Source organism: Pseudomonas sp. TH32, from assembly GCF_016650855.1.
Classification (GTDB): Bacteria; Pseudomonadota; Gammaproteobacteria; order Pseudomonadales; family Pseudomonadaceae; genus Aquipseudomonas.
Window position 1 is genome coordinate 4,324,254 of record NZ_JAEKFA010000002.1, and the last position, 17,759, is coordinate 4,342,012.

Annotated in this window: 11 protein-coding genes; 4 read left to right on the top strand and 7 right to left on the bottom strand. The window is 58.2% G+C overall.

From position 1 onward, the window contains the following. Nucleotides 1-68: 68 nt before the first annotated feature. From JFV30_RS23480 to JFV30_RS23510, 7 genes are all read right to left on the bottom strand, one after another. Nucleotides 69-4,565, bottom strand: a complete 4,497-nt coding sequence (locus tag JFV30_RS23480) for an RHS repeat domain-containing protein (RefSeq protein WP_242487114.1) — start codon at nt 4,563-4,565, stop codon at nt 69-71. Between the two features lie 69 nt (nt 4,566-4,634). Next, entirely contained in the window at nt 4,635-6,605 is a 1,971-nt protein-coding gene (locus JFV30_RS23485; protein WP_201125315.1) for a hypothetical protein, read from the bottom strand. Between the two features lie 270 nt (nt 6,606-6,875). Further along, nucleotides 6,876-7,328 (bottom strand): molybdopterin synthase catalytic subunit MoaE, encoded by a 453-nt coding sequence (moaE, locus tag JFV30_RS23490; RefSeq protein ID WP_201125316.1) that lies wholly within the window; start codon nt 7,326-7,328, stop codon nt 6,876-6,878. Between the two features lie 2 nt (nt 7,329-7,330). After that, on the bottom strand, nt 7,331-7,573 hold the full coding sequence (gene moaD / locus JFV30_RS23495) for a molybdopterin converting factor subunit 1 (protein ID WP_201125317.1): 243 nt from the start codon (nt 7,571-7,573) through the stop codon (nt 7,331-7,333). Next, the gene (gene moaC / locus JFV30_RS23500; RefSeq protein WP_010170404.1) at nt 7,570-8,043 is read right to left on the bottom strand and encodes a cyclic pyranopterin monophosphate synthase MoaC; all 474 of its coding nucleotides are present in this window, start codon (nt 8,041-8,043) and stop codon (nt 7,570-7,572) included. The genes moaD and moaC overlap by 4 nt, the downstream gene beginning before the upstream one ends. A 104-nt stretch (nt 8,044-8,147) precedes the next feature. Further along, the gene (locus JFV30_RS23505; protein WP_010170407.1) at nt 8,148-9,542 is read right to left on the bottom strand and encodes a PhoH family protein; all 1,395 of its coding nucleotides are present in this window, start codon (nt 9,540-9,542) and stop codon (nt 8,148-8,150) included. A gap of 348 nt (nt 9,543-9,890) precedes the next feature. Beyond that, a complete protein-coding gene (locus tag JFV30_RS23510; protein WP_201125318.1) occupies nt 9,891-11,015 on the bottom strand; it encodes a polysaccharide deacetylase family protein in 1,125 nt (374 codons plus the stop codon). A 983-nt stretch (nt 11,016-11,998) separates the two neighbouring features. Between JFV30_RS23510 and yaaA the strand changes: the two genes are divergently transcribed. The 4 genes from yaaA to JFV30_RS23530 all read left to right on the top strand — a co-directional run bounded on the left by yaaA (nt 11,999) and on the right by JFV30_RS23530 (nt 17,759). Then, complete coding sequence (gene yaaA / locus JFV30_RS23515) at nt 11,999-12,778, top strand: peroxide stress protein YaaA (RefSeq protein WP_177043510.1); 780 nt, start codon at nt 11,999-12,001, stop codon at nt 12,776-12,778. Nucleotides 12,779-13,670: 892 nt separating this feature from the next. Continuing rightward, nucleotides 13,671-14,987, top strand: a complete 1,317-nt coding sequence (locus JFV30_RS23520; protein ID WP_010170413.1) for a nucleotide sugar dehydrogenase — start codon at nt 13,671-13,673, stop codon at nt 14,985-14,987. Nucleotides 14,988-15,071: 84 nt separating this feature from the next. After that, on the top strand, nt 15,072-16,553 hold the full coding sequence (gene alg8 / locus JFV30_RS23525; RefSeq protein WP_201125319.1) for a mannuronan synthase: 1,482 nt from the start codon (nt 15,072-15,074) through the stop codon (nt 16,551-16,553). Nucleotides 16,554-16,589: 36 nt separating this feature from the next. Further along, entirely contained in the window at nt 16,590-17,759 is a 1,170-nt protein-coding gene (locus tag JFV30_RS23530) for an alginate biosynthesis protein Alg44 (protein ID WP_201125320.1), read from the top strand.

Genomic DNA, 17,759 nt, shown 5'->3' on the forward strand with positions numbered 1-17,759 from the left:
GGTAAAACCCACGACGCCGTACGTTCTGGAGAACCAGGTCAGCCCGCTCTTCTGCGTGAATTGATAACTCAACCCCGTAATTTGTTTGGCCGCTGTGCTGACGGCAGAACCGATCGGGGTGTCGAAAAGACTGGCGTAACCCGAAAACTTCTCATTGTTGGCCGCCAACGCAGCCCGGCCAAACGCGCCTTTCGCGGACAGAAAAGCACTACTGAAACTCGCCCCCATGACGCGATTCCAAAGCCGGTAGACGCCCAGCCGAGGTTCTTGATGTGCTGTGAACGATCCCAGCCCATCTGCTTGTCGACCGCCGCAACCCCCAACGACGCAACAGCCAGCGTCACGCTCACCAACCCCATCGACGACGCGGCAACCCCCAATACCTTGGCGGCAAGCGCCGCCCCCACCACCGCCTTCGCTCCCGCTGCCGCAGTACCCGCCGCAATCGCTGCGTTCATCGCCAATACACCTGCCAGCCCCGCCACACCGAATCCCAGGCTCACAATCGAGAAGGCCAGCGCAGTCCCCGTCAATGCCCATGACAACCAGGAAGGGAACAACCCGTCGGCGTCCGTCATGTTGACCGGATTACACCGGCAGTAGGCATACCCGTTGATTCCGCCCTCGCCAAACGGGCTCAGCGGATCGGGAGAAACAAATACGCCCAGCGCCGGATCATAGGCACGGGTACCGTTACCCAAATGATAAAGGTTGACCCCCACATCCAGGCGCTCCCCGTTGAATGCCGGGAGTTGCAAATCCACCAGGGTGCGGGACACACCGTCATCCAGGGCAATCTTCGCATCACCGTAGGGCGTATAGTGCCGGCGCTTGAGCGGCTGGCCGGCACTGACCAGTCCGCGCACGCTGCCCGCGCTATCGTTGATGTGCAGTTGCTCGCCTTCCGCGCCGCCGGTGCGGGCCAGCACCTCCTGCGCACCATTGAGAAAACGAATCTTTCTGGAGCCCTGAACCAGGCCGTCGAGACGATCACCGGAATAAGCCAGCATCACCGGCTGTTCGCTGCCGCGATGGGTGATGACTTGCCGAGCCTCGGCATCGTATTGATAGCTGTAGGTGAAAGCGCCGGTCTGCACACTCGTCAGTTGGTCAAAGCCGTTGAAAGCCAATGTACGGCACGCCGTGCTTCCCAGCAGGTTGCCCGACGCATCGTAGCTCAGCGTTTGATCCTGTACTGGGTTGGTGTGGGTCAACCGTGTCAAGCGCGCAGGATCGCTGCCCTGGAAATAACGGGTGCAGGTGTCTTGGCTGCCATTGGCAAAGGAAGTCACTACGCGCGTCATGTTATCCAGACCGTCATAACTGAACACCTGGCCGACAATCCCCCGCCCTTGCTGGTCCTGTGGTTGCTCAGCCCCCTCGCAGCGGTACGTCGCCAAACGGAAATAGCCATCGTAGGTAAACGTTTCACTGACGACGACCTGGCTGTTGGCGCCCTTGATTACCCGGGTAGCCAACAAGCTGCTGGTGTAATAGGTGCTGGTGATGCTCTCCAGCAATGCTGTGTTTTGCTCGATACGACGCTCGACTTCCCGCCCCAGGTCGTCATAGGTGATTTTTGCCACGATGCTGATGGTGCCGTGGGTCGTCGTCAGGCTCGCCAGCCGGCCGAACTCATCGTAGCCCTGTTGTGCCACTACTTGCCCGGTAGTGGTTTTAACCAGCCGGCCGCGGGCGGGGTCATATTCCAGCTCGCTGCTCTGGCCGGCCGCCGACGTGTGATGAATCAAGCGCCCGGCTGGGGAATAGCGGTACTGCGCAGTCAACCGGGTGCCGTTGAGCGACTGCATCTCTTCCCTGGGAGACCCGTTGAGATCGTATTGCACTTCGTGAATCAAGGTGGACGTGGTCGAACTGCGCAGCAAAGCGGTGACGGGATCGTATTGGCTGTTGACCTGGGGATGCCCTGCCATATCGATCCGGTCCAGCACGTCCAGTTGCGCGTCATAGCGATAATCCTGCCGGTCGCCCCGGGGGGAGACACAGGAGGCCGGCTGTGTTGAGCCCGCAGCGTAGCTCCAGGTAGTTGCCGGCGTTGTCCCCCTGGCCTCGGACTTCAACCGGCCCAGGCTGTCGTAGGAGCGAGTGCCCAACGTCTTGCCATCCACGTTGATGGACATGACCAGCTCTTGCGTGGTTCCCGCAGCATAGGCCAGCACCCGTGTGCGCGCGGGCGTTGCCCCGAGTGGCCGCTCGACGACAGTACTCAGGCGATCAAACCGATCGTAGGTGTACTCGGTCAGGTTCTTGTCCACATCGTTGAGTGTCGTGCACCGCCCCAAGCCATCGTAGGTCCGTGATTCCAACTGAATCTCTTTGGCGCTGGTACTGACCCGGTTAACCAGCCTCGGCTGGTTGTACTGGTTGAACCAGGTTTCGATGCGCCCCTCCCCGGCCATTCCGGTCACCGTCATATTCAACAGCGGGTCATACTCATCGAGCTCCACCCGCCCATCGGCATGAGCCACCTGGCTGGGGTTACCCCAACGGTTATAGGCATAACGTGTCACCAGGCTGCGCTCGGCGCCGGAGAGCAGGTCCACTTGAGTTGTTTCTACATGCTGCCCGAGGCCATCGTAACGCTGGGTACTGATCGCCCGTTCACGCCCCTCCAGCAACTGTGCCACGGCTACTGGCCGGCCAGTGCCATCAAAATAGCTGATCACACGGGTGCCCTGGGCATCGGTGGTCACCACGTTGGCCCGGGTGGTGCTCGTCGCGAAGTGATAGGCGTAGGTACGGCGCGCCTGCTGTGGAGTGCCGGGGGAAATCGCTTCTGCGACCAGTCGGCCAATGACATCAAACTCAAAGGCCACGACCACTCCATTGTCCCGGGTCATATTCAGCACACGTCGATTGGCCAGCGACAGCGAGCGCGCCGATTCCAGCCACTGTCCATCCGCCCCCTTCAAGCGGCGCGTTTCAGTCATCATGTCGCCGCTGAAGGTGTAATTGACCTCCGTTACATGGGACTGGCTATCAAGGGTCATGGTCGTGGTTTTCAATCGACCATGCAGGGCGGGGTTATCGGCCGCCTCGTAATAGGTTTCCCGGGTCACGACCCCGGTGGAAACGGTGCTCGACTCCATCGCGACAAAATAGCTACTGCCCACTGCCACACGTACGTGGGTATGTTCGGTCACACGGACCAACGGCCCAAGCAACGCCGGGACAATCCGCTCCTGCCGGGTGTATCGCTCAAACAGGCCGTGAGGATCGGGCGGGCAACGCGCTCCGTCGCCCGCAATCGGGTAATAGCTGTACTCGGTACGGATGCCGGACGCATCGGTGCTGCTCAACTCATTGCCAAATTGATCCGTCTCGCTGATGACCTCTTCCTTTCTCACAGCCCCGCCCGCCACTAACCCGAACTGTTTGGTTATCACCCGTGGCAACTGGAGGTTGGCCGGCTGTGCGCTGAAGGCAGCACCGGGTGTGATGTTGTAGGTGATGGTCTGCAGGGTCTGCGTGCCCTCGCGCAGGGTCCGCTCCTCGGTGAGCAGGTGAAACTTGTTGTAGGTGGTTCGCGTCACCACATTAAGTGCAGACGTGGCCCCCAGGAGGGTTTCTTCCGTGAAGTAAACGTAGTCACTGGCCGTGAGGTAGAGGTTGTCCTCTCCCTCACGAAAGCCGCCCGAAAACGGGTAGCCGGTAAAATTTCTGCTGGGACTGTACGTGTAACTACGGGACATGGCCGGCTGAGTGGCGCCGGGTGTATTCAGCCACGTCACCACCCTGGGGATGAACGCACCGTTGGCATATTGATGTCCGTTTTCGACATAGCTGATCTGTTCAACTCCGCCCATCGGTGACTGCACCCGGTTCATCGCAACCAGGCCATTTCTGAACGCCGGGGTATAACCGAACAAATACGCTGCGGCACCGGGCGCTTCGGTTCGATCATAGGGCGCCGTCACACTGGTCAATCGGTCTCCAGTGAATACAAAACGGGTGCGTGCATAGCGGCTACCGTCCACCCGCGCATCGGCCATCTGCAAGCGTCCGCCCGAATAGGTCAGTACCAACAGTTCCTCTTGTTTGTGATTAAGGATCCGTTCCAGAGACCCGCTGCTGGTGTACCGCACGTCCAGGCTTTCGCCATTTTCAAAGCGTATGGCAACAATCCGGTACGGCACCGTGCTGTTGGTACGGCGCAGGGTTTCGACGGTGCCGTCCTTATAGATCACCTGCAATGTGGTGCTGTCCACCCGCTTGACCGCCAGGTCTTTCAACTTGCGATCCTTGATCACCAGCGTGCCGCCTACGGGCGGCAGACTCTGGGTTTGAAACTGCTCGCCACTGAGCAGAGTCAGCCTGGAGGTGGCCACGTCGAACTCGGTATTGCTCAAACGCCAACCCAGGCCGTAGACACCGCTGGTGGTATCCATCATTGAAAATGACAGCGTAAAGTCCCGGCTGACCTCCAGGGGACCCTGAGGGCACAACGTTGCCAGGCGGATCAGACAACCGTATTGGCCAGTGCGCAAGTCGACGGAACCGTTGAAGTGAGAGCTAAAGTTAAATGCGTTCGAATAGACATTCATGAGGGGGGTCCATTAGTTACACGCATCGACCGATGCCTTATAAACACGCAACGTACACTTCAAACTTGCTCAGTAGTCTTTCAACACGATTGCATTACCGCCGTTCTTCCAATCCAGCCAAAAAGAATGCTCACAACCAAAGTTATCCCATAAGCGCCAAGGACTCCTGGTATCGTAATTGGTATAAATTGACTCAGCCTCCAATTTCACAGCACGCATAATAGTGTCCCTCTCATGAAACCGCACATAAGAGTTGAGCCAAGGGATATTCTGGTGCAGATCACTCATCTGAACTCGCGAGCCAGGAGCATCCTTGCCCATGACAACCCCTCCTTTTCTAAACTTTTTATTGAAGCTCCCCGTTCCCATATTAGTGTAAGAAGTTTGAAAGAATGGACCTTCATTCCTGATCGCCAATGGACTGTCGAGCCCTCTATTTACAAGAAACTTCAATCCTGACGGAGGCGTGTAGTAGTACACATCCACATCCGCCACGGGAACATCAAGCGCGTCGTAATCAACGTACTCGACAAGATCCACGACTTTCAGGGCATAAGGCCTGACAGGCGTTATATTTATCCACGCATCAAAAGCGACATCATCCAACTTCATATTGGTGGTATAGACTTTTCCATCCACCTCTATTCTCGCCATAAACCGATGAGGCTCAATGGCCTGCGTAGAATTGAAACGCATGTACCTGCTAATGACTTCATTGGCCGCACTTTCCGGGAGTGGTGCTTCCTCTTGTTCCTGCCGTTCTATGGCACCTCGATTCCAAAGGCCGGTGTCGTATATGTTTTTTTCCCGATCACAACTCCAGCCCGCAGGAAGGGGTTGATCCCGATTCGCAGAATATAGAGTCACCGTCGCACTGGCGCGTTCGGCATCAGTCAACGGTACACCAATCCAAGTAGCAGTCTCGGGAACATATTTTTCCTTGATCGCCTCGATTTCCACTTTGCATTGATGACGGCCATTGGCATACAACGAACTGGTCGAGGTACCACCACCCGGCAGCGTGATGTGCAAATACTGAATTTTATACTCTGCGTCATTGCCCAAATCACCCAGGGTGATGGACTCTCCCGTGTCTTGGGTATTCAAGAAAAACACATGTTCAGTGCCAAAATTATCCAACAGCCGCCACGGCGTCTTCGTGTTGATTCCCTGGTCAAGGCGCATCCAGCCTTTCAACCGGATAGCACGCATAATCGTGTTTCTTTCATTAAATCTCACTGAGGCATTCGCGGGTGCCCCTTTTCCATGAACATCGCTGTAAACCAATTGCATGGCGAACGTGTTATTACCTGGGATCACCCCGGCCTTGGTCGGAACGTCGGACCCCGTATAAAAGTAAGAACTCTGAAAATGACTCCCCTCATCAACTAACGCTATAGGCGAATCAAGACCACGATTTTCTAAAAATGTTAGGCCCGCGGGTGGAGTCCAATAATAAACATCCATTTCCACCATACCGGAACGAAAAGCTCCATGGTCGACGAATGGGACCATATCAACGTTAGCCAGCCGTTCTGGAGGCACCGGAGTTATTGTCAACGACGAACCATGCTCCTGTTCTGCGCTGGAAATGTGGCTGGTATAAATTTTTCCATCCAGAACAGCTCGAGCCACGAACGTTACCGACTCCAAAGGCAGCTCCGAATTGAAACGCAGGTAACGGACAACCGTTTCAACAGGCGCCTGATAGTCTGAAGCCGCTGCGTGCCTTGCCGCTATGGCTCCACGACGCCAAAGTCCGAGGTCATAGATATTCCTTTTCTCATCACAACTCCAGCCAAGCGGAAGTTGTTGATGATCAACTGACGTTACTACCGTCACGGTTACACAGGAACGTTCGTCATCCGTCAACCGTGCATGGCTCCAAACACCGTTATCACCCTTCACCTCTTTAACCAGCTCAATAATCACCGCGCATTGATGGCGACCATTGGCATACAGCGCATCAGTCGAGGTCGCGCCATTGGACGAACTAATGTTAAGACGTGATAACCGGACACTTTCCTTATCATTTTTCATTGCTGCGCTCCCAGTACCCAACCTACCTGAATAAAAGAGCGACAAAACAACAAAGAACAATAGAAACTGTTAAAAGTCGACGCCCAGCCATATTAAAGGCGCTAACGAAACCCCACGTAACTGTTAGAATTAACAGTTACGTGGTGCTTTCTAAGAACCATTTGAAATGACAGCCAGGGTGATTATTCCCATAGCATCAGGAAAGCCCGCACGAGTGATCAAACTCAGCGGGGAACACAGAACAATCACAGTCGAGAGGGGTTAAAAAACCTAGTGCGTCCAGCGGTCAGCAGCCGCGTGATCGCTGTCGCGCCCTTCCACCCAGCGCGGGCCCTCGCTGGTGTTTTCTTTCTTCCAGAACGGCGCCCGCGTCTTCAGGTAGTCCATCACAAACGCGCAGGCATCAAACGCGGCCTGGCGATGAGCACTGGCCGCTGCGACGAATACGATCGGCTCACCCGGCTCCAGGGCACCGATGCGGTGCAGCACTTCCAACTTGAGCAGCGGCCAGCGTTGCTCGGCCTCGACGGCGATTTTGCCGAGGGCTTTTTCCGTCATGCCCGGGTAGTGCTCAAGGAACATCCCCGCCACCTCCCGGCCATCGTTGAAATCACGCACATAGCCGACAAAACTCACCACCGCGCCCACGCCCACATTGGCCGCGTGCATAGCGTTAACTTCGGCACCCGGATCAAACGGCTCGACCTGCACCCGAATCGCCATGGTCAGCCTCCGGTGACGGGCGGAAAAAACGCCACTTCGTCGCCATCAACCAGCGGCTCGTCCAGCGAGCACAGTTCTTCGTTGCGGGCGCACATCAAGCCGGTTTCGTTGAGCACTTCAAAGCCGGGGTCCGCCGCCAATGCCTGGCGCACCGCTTCGACCGTAGCGAACTCGCCTTCCACTTCCAGGGAGTCCAGGTCCACCGCTTCGCGGTAACGGGCAAAAAACAATACGTTGATGCTCATGCCTGGTCCGCCTTGAAATGCCCGCTCTTGCCGCCGAGTTTCTCCAGCAGCCGAATATTTTCGATGGTCATGCCACGGTCCACGGCCTTGCACATGTCGTAGATCGTCAGGGCCGCCACGCTCGCCGCCGTCAACGCTTCCATCTCGACGCCGGTCTGGCCGCTGAGTTTGCAGCGGGCGACGATGTGCACCGCGTCCAGGCCATCGGCGCTGAGTTCAACCTTGACCCCGGTGAGCATCAACGGGTGGCACAGGGGAATCAGGTCACTGGTTTTTTTCGCGGCCTGGATCCCGGCAATGCGGGCCACGGCAAACACGTCGCCCTTGGGGTGGGCGCCGTCGACAATCATTTTCAGGGTTTCGGGCAACATGCGCACCCGCGCTTCGGCCACGGCTTCACGGAACGTCACGGCTTTTTCAGTGACGTCGACCATATGGGCGCGACCTTGGGAATCGAGATGAGTCAGCACAGGGATACTCCTGATCAGGAGCCCCGATTGTAAACCTGCGGGTCAATTTTGCGCACAGCTGAATTTGTAGGAGCCGGCTTGCCGGCTCCTACAGTGGTCAGTGGTTACAGGTGAGATTCGGCGTATTCGGCCAGAATCGAACGAGGGACACCTTGCAAGGCGATGTGCACGCCGTTCGGGAAGTCCTTGAAGCGTTCCGTCAGGTACGTCAGCCCGGAGCTGGTCGCGGACAGGTAAGGGGTGTCGATCTGTGCCAGGTTGCCCAGGCACACCACTTTGGAACCGGCGCCGGCACGGGTGATGATGGTTTTCATCTGGTGCGGCGTGAGGTTCTGGCATTCATCGATCAAAATCAGGCTTTGCTGGAAGCTGCGACCCCGGATGTAGTTGAGGGATTTGAACTGCAACGGCACTTTGCTGAGGATGTAGTCGACGCTGCCATGGGTGTTTTCGTCATCCATGTGCAAGGCTTCGAGGTTGTCGGTAATCGCCCCCAGCCACGGCTCCATTTTTTCCGCTTCGGTGCCGGGCAGGAAACCGATTTCCTGGTCCAGGCCCTGCACACTGCGGGTGGCGATGATGCGGCGATAGCGCTTCGTCACCATGGTCTGTTCGATGGCGGCCGCCAGGGCGAGGATGGTTTTCCCCGAGCCTGCCGCACCGGTCAGGTTGACCAGGTGGATGTCCGGATCAAGCAAGGCGTACAGCGCCAGGCTCTGGTAGATATCACGCGGTTTCAGGCCCCAGGCTTCCTGGTGCAACAGGGGCTCCTGATGCAGGTCGAGGATCAGCAGCTTGTCGACCTGGATCTCTTTGATCCAGCCCACAAAACCCTGTTCGTCGATGATGAACTCGTTGATGTGCACGGCCGGCAGGTTGTCGATCAGCTGTACCTGGTGCCAGGTGCGGCCATGGTCCTGACGGGTTTCGACCTTGCTGACGCGATCCCAGAACGAGCCGGTCATGGTGTGATAACCACGAGACAGCATCGATACGTCGTCAACCAGCTGGTCAGTACTGTAGTCCTCGGCAGCGATCCCACACGCTCGTGCCTTCAGGCGCATATTGATGTCTTTGGTCACCAGCACCAGGCGCAGGTCCTTGTCACGTGCGTGCAGGTCGATCAATTGGTTGATGATTTTGTTGTCGTTCAGATTCTCCGGCAGCAGGCTGTTGGGCTCGCTGCGCTTGCTCATCAGAATCGACAGCAAGCCCTTGGGCCCGCTTTTGCCACGCTGGATCGGTACGCCCACCTCGACGTCATCGGGGGAGGCTTCGCCGAGGGTCTTGTCGATCAGGCGGATGGCCTGGCGGCATTCGGCGGCAACGCTGTGGTGCCCGCTTTTGAGTTTGTCGAGCTCCTCAAGCACGATCATCGGGATGGCGACGTGGTGTTCTTCAAAGTTAAGCAGTGCGTTTGGATCGTGAATCAGTACGTTGGTATCAAGCACATAAAGGATTGGCTGGTCGGAAGAAGGGTTACGTCCATGATCATCCATACTCGGTCACCTTTGTGGGAGCCAGTCGACGCAATACCGCGACAGTGCTGCGCCTCGATTCGACCGTCGAACGCACTTGAGGGGCGTCAAGTGCGGTGCACACAAGAGGTGTCTTGGAAGACGCCACCTGTGTTGCAGGTTTCGGCTGTCTGTCTTCGTAATACCGCAAAACACATGACAGGAAAAAGCACTTTGACGCTTTTTTGAAGTTTATTTTTCAGGATGACGAATAGCACTAGGCGAGCCGGCATTGCACCGTTAAAGTCGGAAGTCCGCCTGTATCGAAATATCTCCCAAATTCCCCCCGAAAAAACCTCAGCCCCAACAGGGCCGGGCTCTTCGTGCTTTTCAGCGAAACGCTTCCCGGCAATCCTGCCAGCCGAGTCCACTTTCTGCCGTGGCGTGCAAAAGCCAGGGCAATGCGATGCGCGCCTTGTCCTGGGTGTCGTGGAACACGATCACCCCGCGCCGCCACAGCAGCATCAGCGTCAGCACGCGGTTGGCCGACTCATCGGCCTTGAGCTTGCCGGCTTCGTCTTCTGAATCGATGTCCCACAGCGCCACCTGCAGCCCCTGGGACTGGAAGAAACCCTGGCTGTCGGAGCGTCGCTGGCCGTAGGGCGGGCGAAACAGCGGCACGTAGTTTTCCGGCATCAGGCTCTGGGCCAGGGAGGCGCTGCGGGTGATGGAGGACTGCCAGTCGACCCAGTGGCTATGGGAACGGTACTGCCAGCCCTGGATGCCGACGCACTGGCCCTGGTACAGCGCCTGCACGTCGGTGGCCGAGCTTTTTTCAACGCGGGTTTGCAGGCTGTTGCCGAGCACGAAGAAGAGGCCGTGCATTTTCTGTTTGCGCAGGTAGTCGGCCAGCCAGTCGGTGTTGCCGCTGACGGGGGATGGGCCACTGTCGAAGGTCAGCAGGAACATCCGGTCGTTGAGTTCGTCGCCGTTGCGTTCGTGATCGCCGAAGCGCGCGATTTCACTGCTGATCTGCGGGAACAGGGCGGCCTTGCGTAACTGTTCATCCAGGTAGCGTTCGTGGAATACGCGGCTGGGGCCGGCCCAGCCTATATAGAAGGAGCTGTCGCTGACCTGGAACTTGGCGGCTTGTTCGCGCAGGTCGTCCATGTTTTCCACCAGGTAGCAGAAGGAGGCGTCCTGTTCGCAGCTTTGTTGGGCGAAGGTGTAGTTTTCCAACAGCCGTTGCCACAGTTGGCGGCGCAGGTCGTCGATGGAAGCCTGGTTGATGATCTTCAGGCCCAGGCGCTGTTTCAGGGCGGGCTCGTCGAGGGCTTCGCTGGCCAGCAGGGTGTGGGCGAACATCAGGATTTCGGCGCGGGAGGCGACATCGAACAGGGCCGGGCTGCTGAGGCGTTCGGGCCAGGTGCCGCGGTCCAGGGTCGCGACATCCACGGGGGCGGCTTGGGCGCCCAGGCAGATGAGCCAGGCTGACAGTAAAAGCGCAATTCGCACGAAGGGTCTCCCTTTCCAGAGTCGTCGGGCACTATAGCCGATCGTGTGGGGGGGGCTATTGGGTTGGTGTGTAGATCCGTTATTTGGGTGATGGCTGATATGGGTTCCGCTCTTACAGCGGCTCACTTTTGAACAGCGCAAAAGTAAGCAAAACGCTCTTGCCCCACCACTCGGCACCTCGCCTAGGCTCGGTGTGCCCTCTCTCCGGTAGCACGAAGCGGGCCGCCGCGACGGGGCGTCCCTGCCCCGTCGCGGCTAAACCGGCGTCCTGCCGGTTTACCCGCTCCGTACTACCTGCGTTCGGCCAGCGTGGTTTAACGGGGCGCCTAAGATCAAGATCAAAAGCAGATCAACAGCACAGCGGCCTACAGGCCGGCTTGAGTGGTGTGAAGCAAAGGCAAAAGCAAAATCAAAATCTAAAGCGGGCACGGTCCAACTGTAGGAGCTGGCTTGCCGGCGATGGTCGTTAACGATGACGTGGGCATCCTGAATGAACGCGGCGTTCTCAGGTTTTTCGCCGGCAAGCCGGCTCCTACAGAAAAGCAGCTTTGCTTTCGCTTTGGCTTTTGCTGTGGCTTCTACCACTCAAGCCGGCCTGTAGGCCGCTGTGCTCTTGCTGTTGATCTTGATCTGCGGGCCCCGTCAACCACGATGGCCGCAAGCAGGCACGGTGGAGCGGGTAAATCGGCAGGGAAGCCGATTTAGCCGCGCCGGGCCATGGATGGCCCGTCGCGGCGGCCCGCGGAATCGGGCCGGAGTGCGGGCATGCCGAGCCTAGGCGAGGCACCGAGTGGTGGGGCAAAGACCTTTTGGTTACTTTTGGGGCGTTTGCCAAAAGTGACCCGCCGTAAGGGCGGAACCCTAAGCCGCCGTTACCTAAATAACGGATATACACACAAACCCCCAGACATCTATCACCATCATAGGTGGAGTCAAACCTCCCTACCCCCTAGAATCCCCCCACGATTAAAGGAGACGACTTCATGCTGACGGTGATTTCCCCCGCCAAAACCCTCGATTTCGAGTCAAAGCCGGTCACCCCGCGCTTCACCCAGCCGCAATACCTCGACCACTCCCAGGAGCTGATCGAACAACTGCGTGAACTGAGCCCGGCGCAGATCAGCGAACTGATGCACGTCTCCGACAAGATCGGCGGCCTCAACGCCGCACGCTTCGGCAGCTGGACCCCAGCCTTCACCCAAGCCAACGCCAAACAGGCCCTGCTGGCCTTCAAGGGCGACGTCTACACCGGCCTCAACGCCGAAACCTTCACAGACGCCGACTTCACCTACGCCCAGGACCACCTGCGCATGCTCTCCGGCCTGTACGGCCTGCTGCGCCCACTGGACCTGATGATGCCGTACCGCCTGGAGATGGGCACCAAGTTGCCCAACGCCCGTGGCAAGGACCTGTACGCCTTCTGGGGCACCCGCATCAGCGAATGGCTCAACGAAGCCCTGGCCGAACAAGGCGATGACGTGCTGCTCAACCTGGCCTCCAACGAGTACTTTTCGGCAGTCAAGCGCCCGGCACTGAACGCGCGGATCATCAACACCGAGTTCAAGGACCTGAAAAACGGCCAGTACAAGATCATCAGCTTCTACGCCAAGAAGGCCCGGGGCATGATGAGCCGCTTCGTGATTGAAGAACGCATCAACGACCCGGCCAGGCTCAAGGAATTTGACGTACAGGGCTACCGCTTCAATGCGGAGCAGTCGAAACCGGATAACCTGGTGTTCCTGCGGGATCACGCACCGGAATAACTCAGTCTTTCTGAAAACCGGAAACCCGTGGCGAGGGAGCTTGCTCCCGCTGGGCTGCGCAGCGGCCCCAAAAAAGCCAGGGCCGCTGCGCGCCCCAGCGGGAGCAAGCTCCCTCGCCACAACAATTCCCTCGAATAAACCCCTCTTCAGCCCATCTAATCGTCATTTATTTGGCGTCAAAAATATTTCTTCAGAATTCCTAACATTTATTTCACTCGACATTCGTCAATTTTTTTCGTAGTGGCACCACTTTTTTCAAAGAGTAGTGGCACAAAACTATTTAGCCCTCGCAACTCCCCGCAACTACTGGCCCAAATAGCAAGTGCTATCACAATAGTACTAGTGCCATCTTTCCTAATATTTCAAGAAATTTCCGGAAACAGGATGAGCGGCCCGGAACTATGTCCCAAAGCACCGCTCATACCACCGGTAACGATTATCTCTGCAAATGTAAGAGATGACTTACGCGGCGACCAAATGAAGTAGCAAAGTTGTCATCTAACTTTGACTCAATGGTCAAACCATCAACTGACTAGTTGAAGGCGGACGAAGAGGTTTCACTACTTTCTCCGAAAAGGCCAAGGCTGAGCTCACCTGTATGGGTCAGTGAGACAACCCAAGCCGTTGATATATAAGGGCTTAAAGCCCCTGTCAACGCCTTGAGGCACTGGCGCCAGGCCCTTCCCCAGGAAGGCTGGCTGCATTTCAGGGCAAGCCCCAACAATAAGGCCAAGTTGCGCACAACTTGAGTGCATTAGTTAGTCACTCGACTTTTAGTATGCCTGCACTGGATATATCGACGTTTATTCGTCGCACTTTCCAGTGTCTGAGTGACGCTTCAAAACATGAACTCCGGCCATCTAATGGCACGATTAACAATGAGGTAAATGCGATGCGCATCAGCATATTTGGTCTAGGTTACGTCGGCGCAGTATGTGCCGGTTGCCTGTCTGCACGAGGCCATGAGGTCGTCGGCGTAGACATCTCCAAGGAAAAGATCGACCTGATCAACGCGGGCAAATCGCCCATCGTTGAACCGGGTCTGGGCGAGCTGTTGAGCCAGGGTATTCAAACTGGCCGACTGCGCGGCACCACCAATTTCGCCGAAGCAATCCGTGATACCGACCTGTCGATGATTTGCGTCGGTACGCCGAGCAAGAAGAACGGCGACCTGGAACTCAACTACATCGAATCGGTGTGCCGCGAGATCGGTTTTGTCCTGCGTGACAAGACCACCCGCCACACCATCGTGGTCCGCAGCACCGTGCTGCCAGGCACCGTGGCGAATGTGGTCATCCCGATTCTCGAAGACTGCTCCGGCAAGAAAGCCGGTGTCGACTTCGGCGTCGCGGTAAACCCTGAGTTCCTGCGTGAAAGCACCGCCATCGCCGACTACGACCTGCCGCCGATGACCGTCATCGGTGAGTTCGACAAAGCCTCCGGCGATGTCCTGCAGTCGCTGTACGAAGAACTCGACGCCCCGATCATCCGCAAGGACATCGCCGTCGCCGAGATGATCAAGTACACCTGCAACGTCTGGCATGCGACCAAAGTGACCTTCGCCAACGAGATCGGCAACATCGCCAAGGCGGTGGGTGTCGACGGCCGCGAAGTGATGGAAGTGGTCTGCCAGGACAAGACCCTCAACCTGTCCCAGTACTACATGCGCCCGGGCTTCGCGTTCGGCGGCTCGTGCCTGCCGAAAGACGTGCGCGCCCTGACGTACCGCGCCGGCTCCCTCGACGTGGATGCGCCGCTGCTCAACTCGCTGATGCGCAGCAACGAGTCCCAGGTGCAAAACGCCTTTGACATCGTCTCCAGCCACGACAAACGCAAAGTCGCCCTGCTGGGCCTGAGCTTCAAGGCCGGCACCGATGACCTGCGCGAAAGCCCGCTGGTGGAACTGGCCGAAATGCTGATCGGCAAGGGTTTCGACCTGAGCATCTACGACAGCAACGTCGAATACGCCCGCGTGCACGGCGCGAACAAGGAATACATCGAGGGCAAGATCCCGCACGTGTCGTCCCTGCTCAACTCGGACTTCGACGAAGTGATCAACAACTCCGACGTGATCATCCTGGGCAACCGCGATGAGAAGTTCCGTGCCCTGGCGCATAACGCTCCCCACGGCAAGCAAGTGGTCGACCTGGTGGGCTTCATGTCCAAGGCCACCAGCGTGAGCGGTCGTACCGAAGGCATTTGCTGGTAACAGCAACGGCAAGTTTCAAGCGGCAAGCGTCCTGATCCCCGGCGCTTGCCGCTTGAAGCCTCCTTCACCTGCGGAATGACGCCTATGTCCAAGTTAAAACACGTACTCCTCCAATCCGCCGGCTGGCTGTTTTTCCTGAGCCTGCTGATGGGACTCGCCCTGCTGTTGCCGGCGAGTACGTTCGACTCCGAGTCGAAGAATTTTATTTTCCTGATTGGCGCCGTCGGTATCTGGCGCTACTCGATGGGTGCTACGCATTTCTTTCGCGGCATGCTGTTCCTGTACGTGGTCTACCCGCACCTGCGGCGCAAAGTGCGCAAGCTGGGCAAGGCAGCAGACCCGTCCCACGTATTCCTGATGGTGACAAGCTTTCGGATCGACGCGCTGACCACGGCCCAGGTCTACAGCTCGGTGATCCGCGAAGCCATCGAATGTGGCTTCCCTACCACCGTGGTCTGCTCGCTGGTGGAAATGTCCGATGAGCTGCTGGTCAAGAGCCTGTGGGCCAGGATGAACCCGCCCGACCACGTCAAGCTGGACTTCGTGCGTATCGCCGGTACCGGCAAGCGTGACGGCCTGGCCTTCGGTTTTCGCGCCATCTCCCGCCACCTGCCGGACGACCGCGCCGTGGTGGCCGTGATCGATGGCGACACCGTGCTCGCCGAGGGCGTCGTGCGCAAGACCGTGCCGTGGTTCCAGCTGTTCGGCAATGTCGGCGGCCTGACCACCAACGAGTTCTGCGAAGTGCGCGGCGGCTACATCATGAGCGAGTGGCACAAGCTGCGCTTCGCCCAGCGCCACATCAACATGTGCTCCATGGCTTTGTCCAAACGCGTGCTGACCATGACCGGCCGCATGTCGGTGTTCCGCGCCAACGTGGTCACCGACCCGGGCTTTATCGCCGACGTGGAAAGCGACTCGCTGCAACACTGGCGCCTGGGCCGCTTCAAGTTTTTGACCGGTGACGACAAGTCCAGCTGGTTCAGCCTGATGCGCCTGGGCTACGACACTTTCTACGTGCCGGACGCTGCGATCCACACCGTGGAACACCCGCCGGAAAAGAGCTTTATCAAGGCCAGCCGCAAGCTGATGTTCCGCTGGTACGGCAACAACCTGCGCCAGAACTCCCGTGCCCTCGGCCTGGGTATGCGCCGGCTTGGCCTGTTCACCAGCATCGTGCTGTTTGACCAGCGCGTGTCGATGTGGACTTCGCTGCTGGGCCTGACCGTGGCGATCATCGCCACGTTCAAATACGGCGGCGCGTTCATCCTCGCCTACCTGCTGTGGATCGGCATCACCCGCCTCATCCTGACCCTGCTGCTGTCGTGCTCCGGTCACCGGGTCGGCCCGGCTTACCCGGTGATTCTCTATTACAACCAGATCATGGGCGCGCTGGTGAAGATCTACGTGTTCTTCCGCCTTGATCAACAGTCCTGGACACGCCAGGACACCAAACTGACCCGCGATTTGGCCAGCTTTCAACGTTGGTTCAACACCTGGTCGTCTCGGACCATGACCTTCTCCGCCGGCAGCATTTTCGTCGCCGTGTTGCTGATGATGGTTTGACCCTGCCAAGCCTGAATTAACTAGGAACTACACACCATGAATAGCCAAGTAAACGCCAACGTTGTCCACGAATCCGAAGCCCAGCGCCAACACGCCCGGGTAAAAATCCCGGCCAAGCTGCGCTTCTTCGGCGCCGACCACACGCCGATGGAAGTACGCGTCATCGACCTGTCCGCCGGCGGCCTGGCGTTCAACGCCCCGCAGCAGCCGCTGAAAGTCGGCGATGTGCACAAGGGTCGCTTGCAGTTCGTGATCGATAACCTCGGCCTGGCGATGGACGTCGAGCTGCAGATTCGCTCCTACGACCGCCAGACCGGCCGCACCGGTTGCCAGTTCCAGAACCTCGACGCACAAGACATCTCGACCCTGCGCCACCTGATCACCTCGCACTTGTCCGGCGACATCGTGACCATGGGCGACGTGCTGGCAACCCTGCAACGCGACAACTTCACCAAGGCGCGCAAGGTCAAGGACAGCGGCAGCAACATGAGCGTCGGCGGCCGCCTGCGGGCCGTGACCTTCAGCCTCGGGATCTTCGTGGTGGGCCTGGTCGCCTTCGGCTTCGTGGTCAAATCGGTGTACGGCATGTACTTCGTCAGCCACGCCACCTCCGGCCTGGTGAGCGTGCCCGGGATGAACGTCACCATGCCCCGCGATGGCACCGTGCAGAGCCTGATCAAAGGGGATGCAGTGGCGGCCAAGGGCGCGCCACTGGCGACCTTCAGCACCAGCATGCTCGACGTGCTCAAAGGCCATCTGGACGAGGACCAGTTGCAACCGGCCAAGGTGGAAGAGCTGTTCGGCAAGCAAATGACCGGCACCCTCACCTCCCCGTGCGACTGCGTCGTGGCCCAGCAATTGGTCGCCGACGGTCAGTACGCCAGCAAAGGCGACGTGATCTTCCAGCTGGTGCCACGCGGCAGCCAGGCCAACGTGGATGCACGCTTCTCCTATCGCCAGTTTGCCGACGTTCGCCCGGGCACCCGTGTGAACTTCCAGGTGGCGGATGAAGAGCAGGTTCGCACCGGCACCATCGTCAGCAGCACCAGCCTCAACAGCACCGAAATGTCCTCCGACATCCGTGTGCAGATCAAACCCGATGCCCCGCTGGACAGCACCTACGCCGGTCGCCCGGTTGAAGTGACCAGCGACCGTGGCCCGTCCCTGAACTGGCTGATCGACAAAGCCATGGCTGCAGGTCTTTAA